Genomic DNA, 545 nt, shown 5'->3' with positions numbered 1-545 from the left:
TGACTGGGGTGAAGTCGTAACAAGGTAGCCGTAGGGGAACCTGCGGCTGGATCACCTCCTTAATCGACGACATCAGCTGCTCCATAAGTTCCCACACGAATTGCTTGATTCATTGAAGAAGACGATAGAAGCAGCTTTAAGCTCCAAGCTGATAGCTCCAAGCTAACAGTTGCGCGCTCGAAATTGGGTCTGTAGCTCAGTTGGTTAGAGCGCACCCCTGATAAGGGTGAGGTCGGCAGTTCGAATCTGCCCAGACCCACCAATTTTGTTATGGGGCCATAGCTCAGCTGGGAGAGCGCCTGCCTTGCACGCAGGAGGTCAACGGTTCGATCCCGTTTGGCTCCACCATATAACTGCTTCTGCTGTTAGAGTTTAGAAATGAATATTCGCACATGAATATTGATTTCTAGTCTTTGATTAGATCGTTCTTTAAAAATTTGGGTATGTGATAGAAAGATAGACTGGACGTTACTTTCACTGGTAACGGATCAGGCTAAGGTAAAATTTGTGAGTTGCTCTTAATTGAGTATTATCGAATTTTCGGC

The 545-nt window shown here is 46.2% G+C and carries 2 tRNA genes and 1 rRNA gene; all 3 read left to right on the top strand.

Annotated elements, in window-relative coordinates:
• Window positions 1-62, top strand: a 16S ribosomal RNA gene (locus tag F8N43_RS29180); the annotation flags it as partial.
• A gap of 123 nt (window positions 63-185) precedes the next feature.
• Window positions 186-262, top strand: a tRNA-Ile gene (locus F8N43_RS29175).
• A gap of 10 nt (window positions 263-272) precedes the next feature.
• A tRNA-Ala gene (locus F8N43_RS29170) sits at window positions 273-348 on the top strand.
• Window positions 349-545 lie beyond the last annotated feature (197 nt).

This window comes from Pseudomonas fluorescens, from assembly GCF_902498065.1.
GTDB classification, from domain to species: domain Bacteria; phylum Pseudomonadota; class Gammaproteobacteria; order Pseudomonadales; family Pseudomonadaceae; genus Aquipseudomonas; species Aquipseudomonas fluorescens_BJ.
This window is presented reverse-complemented; position numbering and strand designations above follow the sequence as displayed.